General features: G+C 73.6%; 5 protein-coding genes. All 5 read left to right on the top strand.

Annotation, left to right across the window (positions count from 1 at the left end):
• The first annotated feature begins 46 nt into the window (after positions 1-46).
• The 5 genes from LCE31_RS00500 (at position 47) to LCE31_RS00520 (ending at position 3,651) form a co-directional block, all read left to right on the top strand.
• On the top strand, positions 47-430 hold the full coding sequence (locus LCE31_RS00500; RefSeq protein ID WP_225011775.1) for a cupredoxin domain-containing protein: 384 nt from the start codon (positions 47-49) through the stop codon (positions 428-430).
• A 9-nt stretch (positions 431-439) separates the two neighbouring features.
• Positions 440-898, top strand: coding sequence for a hypothetical protein (locus LCE31_RS00505; RefSeq protein WP_225011776.1), 459 nt, complete (start codon positions 440-442; stop codon positions 896-898).
• A 203-nt stretch (positions 899-1,101) separates the two neighbouring features.
• Positions 1,102-1,977, top strand: a complete 876-nt coding sequence (locus tag LCE31_RS00510; protein ID WP_225011777.1) for an LLM class flavin-dependent oxidoreductase — start codon at positions 1,102-1,104, stop codon at positions 1,975-1,977.
• Between the two features lie 144 nt (positions 1,978-2,121).
• A complete protein-coding gene (locus tag LCE31_RS00515) occupies positions 2,122-2,343 on the top strand; it encodes a hypothetical protein (RefSeq protein WP_225011778.1) in 222 nt (73 codons plus the stop codon).
• Positions 2,344-2,379: 36 nt separating this feature from the next.
• Positions 2,380-3,651 carry an SPFH domain-containing protein gene (locus tag LCE31_RS00520; protein ID WP_225011779.1) on the top strand — a complete coding sequence of 424 codons (1,272 nt, stop codon included), beginning with the start codon at positions 2,380-2,382 and terminating at the stop codon, positions 3,649-3,651.
• The last annotated feature ends 188 nt before the right edge of the window (positions 3,652-3,839 follow it).

The raw sequence follows: 3,839 nt of genomic DNA on the forward strand, positions 1-3,839 counted from the left end.
ACCCCTCATGCCGCCCTCCCCGCGCACCCGTCGCTCCCGTGCCGCCGTGGCCGCTCTCGCCCTCAGCGCCCTCGCCCTCGCCGGCTGCTCCGGCGGCGGGAGCAGCGCCGGCGGGCACACGGCGTCCTCGGCACCCCTGCCCGCCGCCGCGTCCAGTGCGGCCCCGGCCGCGGCGGCCAAGGACAAAATCACCATCGACAACTTCAAGTTCAAGCCGTCCAAGCTGACCGTGAAGGCCGGCGCCAGGATCACGGTCACGAACAAGGACACCACCGCGCACACGGTGACCGGCACGGGAAGCGCGAAGTTCAACACGGGACACATCGCACCGGGCAAGAAGAAGACCTTCACCGCGCCGAAGAAGGCGGGTTCCTATCCGTTCCACTGTTCCATTCACCCCTTCATGAAGGGCACACTCACGGTCAACTAGGGAGCCGCCATGACACGCGACACGCACGCGGGACGCTTCCCGCGCGGCACCGCACGGGTGCTTGCAGCAGCCGGCCTCGCCGTCGACGCCTACATGCACGCTCATCTCGCCGGACGGTACGACGCCGTCACCGAGAGCATCAGCCAGGGCACCCTCTTCCGTATCGAGGCGGCCCTCGCCGGAGTCGCCGCGCTGCTCGTGCTGGTGTGGCGGCGCATCCCCGGCGACGTGTTCGCGTGGGCGACCGCGGCGGGCGGCCTCGCGCTCCTGCTCATCTACCGCTATGTCGATGTGGGGACACTCGGTCCCTTCCCCGACATGTACGAGCCCCTCTGGTTCCGCGACAAGACGATCACGGTCGTCGCCGAGGCCGTCGCCGTCCTCGCCACCGTCTTCCTGCTCCTGTACCACCCGCGTCGCGGCCGAGCGCACGGCGGCGGCGCGCACCGCAGGCACGCCGGGTCCTGACGGCGCCCCCGCGCCCGGCACCCCCGGGAGACGGGGAACCGGGCGGGGCAGGACGCGCCCGGCCCGGTACGGCGGTGACACGCGACCGGCGGGGCGGCGGCCGGACGCCCGGGTTTCGGCGGGGCCCCGCCGGGCAGGGCCCCGGGTGATCACCGCCGCCACCGGCGGCAACCACCGAGTCTCCCGGCCAAGGAGCCCACGTCATGCGCATCGGCATCGCCCTTCCGAACACCACCACCGGTACCAGCGCCTCCGTGATGCGGGCCTGGGCGACGCGCGCCGAGGAACGCGGCTTCGCCTTCGTCTCCACCATCGGCCGCGTCCCGTACCCGTCGTACGACTCGCTGACCGCGCTCGCCGTCGTGGCAGGCGCCACCTCCCGCATCGGGCTCACCACCAACGCGGTGCTCGGCCCCACCTACCCCGACGCCGTCCTCGCGAAGATCACCGGAACGCTCGCCCAACTCAGCGGCGACCGCTTGACACTCGGACTCGGCGTCGGCGCCCGCCCCTCCGACTACCGTCCCGCCGAACGGGACTTCGAGGGCAGGGGCGCCGCGTTCGACCGCCAACTCGCCTACCTGCACGCCGCCTGGCGCGGCGAGGCCGTCGAGGACGGCGACTTCCCCGGCGAGCGCCGCGCGGTCGTCCCCGAAGGCGCGTCCGTGCCGGTCCTGATCGGCGGGCACGGGGCGCGTGCGGTCCGCCGCACCGCACGCTGGGGCGCGGGCTGGACGGGCGCGGGCGGCGGGCCCCGCAGGGCCGAGCCGATGGTGGGCCGGGTCCGCGAGGCGTGGAGCGCCGCCGGCCGCACCGGCGAACCCCGGCTCCTGGGCCTCGCGTACTTCTGCGCGTCCCAGGACCCCGGGAGCGTCGAGGACTCCGACCGGTACGTACGCGGCTACTACGCCTACGCGGGCGACCACGGGAGCGCCATCGCGGACGGTGTCGTACGCACCCCCGAGCGCATCCGCGGCATCGTCGGGGAGTTCGCCGCGATCGGCGTCAACGAGCTGACTTTCACTCCCACGATCGCGCGAATCGACGAGGTCGACAGGCTGGCGGACCTGGTTCTGTGAAAGGCCGTTCCGTTCCCGTTCGGTAACGTCCCCGGGACAGTCCCGGAGGCACCACGCGGAGTAGTGTGAAGAGGTCGGCGGCAGGGGGTCGCCGAACATCTCCGGTCCCGGCCGGACGGGTGGGTGGAGGTGGGACAGCGGTCGATGTCCGAGACAGATGACTCGTCGGCGAGCCCCGTGGGGGCGATCGGGCGGATCACGGTCCCGATCCCGCAGGACGGCTTCGGCGAAGTGCTGGTGGCCGTGCGGGGCGGCTCCGAGGCCTACGCGGCCTGGGCGGACCAACCGATCGGCAGGCACATCCGGGTGATGGTCACCGAGTGCATCTCGGCACGCTCGGTGATTGTGGAGCCCCTTCCCTCCTGACCACCGACCACCACGTTTTGCGACAGGAGTCAACTCATGTTGTTCTGGCGTGTACCGGCGCCCAACGAGGCGATGCTCATCTCCGGTTCCAAGCGGCGGCGGGAGGACACGCAGTTCCGCATCGTCACCGGTCACGGCAGTTTCGTCCTCCCGGTCAAGCAGCGGGCGCGCATGCTTTCGCTCGCGCTGCGCGAGGCCGAAATCGCCGAGGAGTGTGTCACCCAGCAGGGCATCCGCCTGAACGTCAGGGCGGTCGCCGTCTTCAAGGTGGGCGACGACGCGGTGTCGATCGCCAACGCGGCGCGCCGCTTCCTGACCGAGCAGCACCGGATGGAAGAACTCGTCGGCCGGATCTTCTCCGGCCACCTGCGCTCGATCATCGGCGGTCTCACCGTCGAGCAGATCATCCGGGAGCGCGACAGGGTCTCGCAGGAGGTCAAGGCCGGCAGCCACAGTGAGATGGAGAAGCTGGGCATCGTCGTCGACGCCCTCCAGATCCAGGAGATCACGGACACCACCGGCTACGTCGACAACCTGGCGGCCCCGCACGCGGCGGCCGTCGCGAGCCAGGCGCGTATCGCCCAGGCCCGCGCCGACCAGCAGGCCGCGGAGCGCGAGCAGGAGGCGGCGGCGCTGAAGGCCGCGTACGAGAGGGACACGGCGATCAAGCGCGCCGGGTTCCAGGCCGAGACCGAGCAGGCCGCCTCGCGCGCGAGCCAGGCCGGCCCGCTCGCGGAGGCGGAGGCGTCGCACGAGGTCATCGAGGCGCAGACGGCGCTGGCCGAGCGGCAGGCCCGGCTCGCCGCGCAGCGTCTCGAGGCGGAGGTCAGGCGTCCGGCGGACGCGGAGGCCTACCGGCAGCGGACGCTCGCCGAGGCCAACCGCGACCGGGCGAAGGCCGAGGCGGACGGCAAGGCGTACGCCGCGCGGGCGCTCGCCCAGGCCGAGGCCGACGCCAACGCCGCACGCGCCGAGTCCCTGAAGAACGGCAACCAGGAGCTCATCGCGGCCAACCGCGTCGTCGAGGTCCTGCCGGAGCTCGCGGAGGCGGCGTCCCGGGGGCTCCAGGGGTCGAACCTGACCGTGCTGAACGGTACGGACGGGCTCAACGAGATGGTCGCGGGCCTGGTCAGCCAGGGCATGGCCATCCTCAACACGCTGCGCGCGGGGACCGGGAACAGCGGGGCGGGCACCGCGGGCACCGGCCTCAACGGCGGCGGGTCGGCACCCGGCACCGCGGTGGAGACCCGCGACCAGTCGGAGGCCGTCAACGGCGCCGCTCCGGCCCGCCGGGGCGACTCCGGCTGACCCCTCGCGTCCCGCGGGACGCGAGGGCGGTACGGACGGCCCCGAGCGGGGTGCGCGACGCGCGGAAAGCACGGCCCCGAGCGGGGCACGGCAGGTGAACAGGCGGGGGGGGGGGGGGGGGGGGGGGGGGGGGGGGGGGGGCGGGGGGGGGGCCGGCCGGCCCGCGGGGCCGCCCGCGGGCCCCGCCC

The sequence above is a fragment of the Streptomyces sp. 8L genome (assembly GCF_020176795.1).
GTDB lineage: Bacteria > Actinomycetota > Actinomycetes > Streptomycetales > Streptomycetaceae > Streptomyces.

What these genes read in the sequence shown, in the direction of transcription:
- LCE31_RS00505 (WP_225011776.1), top strand. Translation starts at nt 440, where the DNA reads ATGACACGCGACACGCACGCGGGACGCTTCCCGCGCGGCACCGCACGG.
- LCE31_RS00510 (WP_225011777.1), top strand. Translation starts at nt 1,102, where the DNA reads ATGCGCATCGGCATCGCCCTTCCGAACACCACCACCGGTACCAGCGCC.
- LCE31_RS00515 (WP_225011778.1), top strand. Translation starts at nt 2,122, where the DNA reads ATGTCCGAGACAGATGACTCGTCGGCGAGCCCCGTGGGGGCGATCGGG.
- LCE31_RS00520 (WP_225011779.1), top strand. Translation starts at nt 2,380, where the DNA reads ATGTTGTTCTGGCGTGTACCGGCGCCCAACGAGGCGATGCTCATCTCC.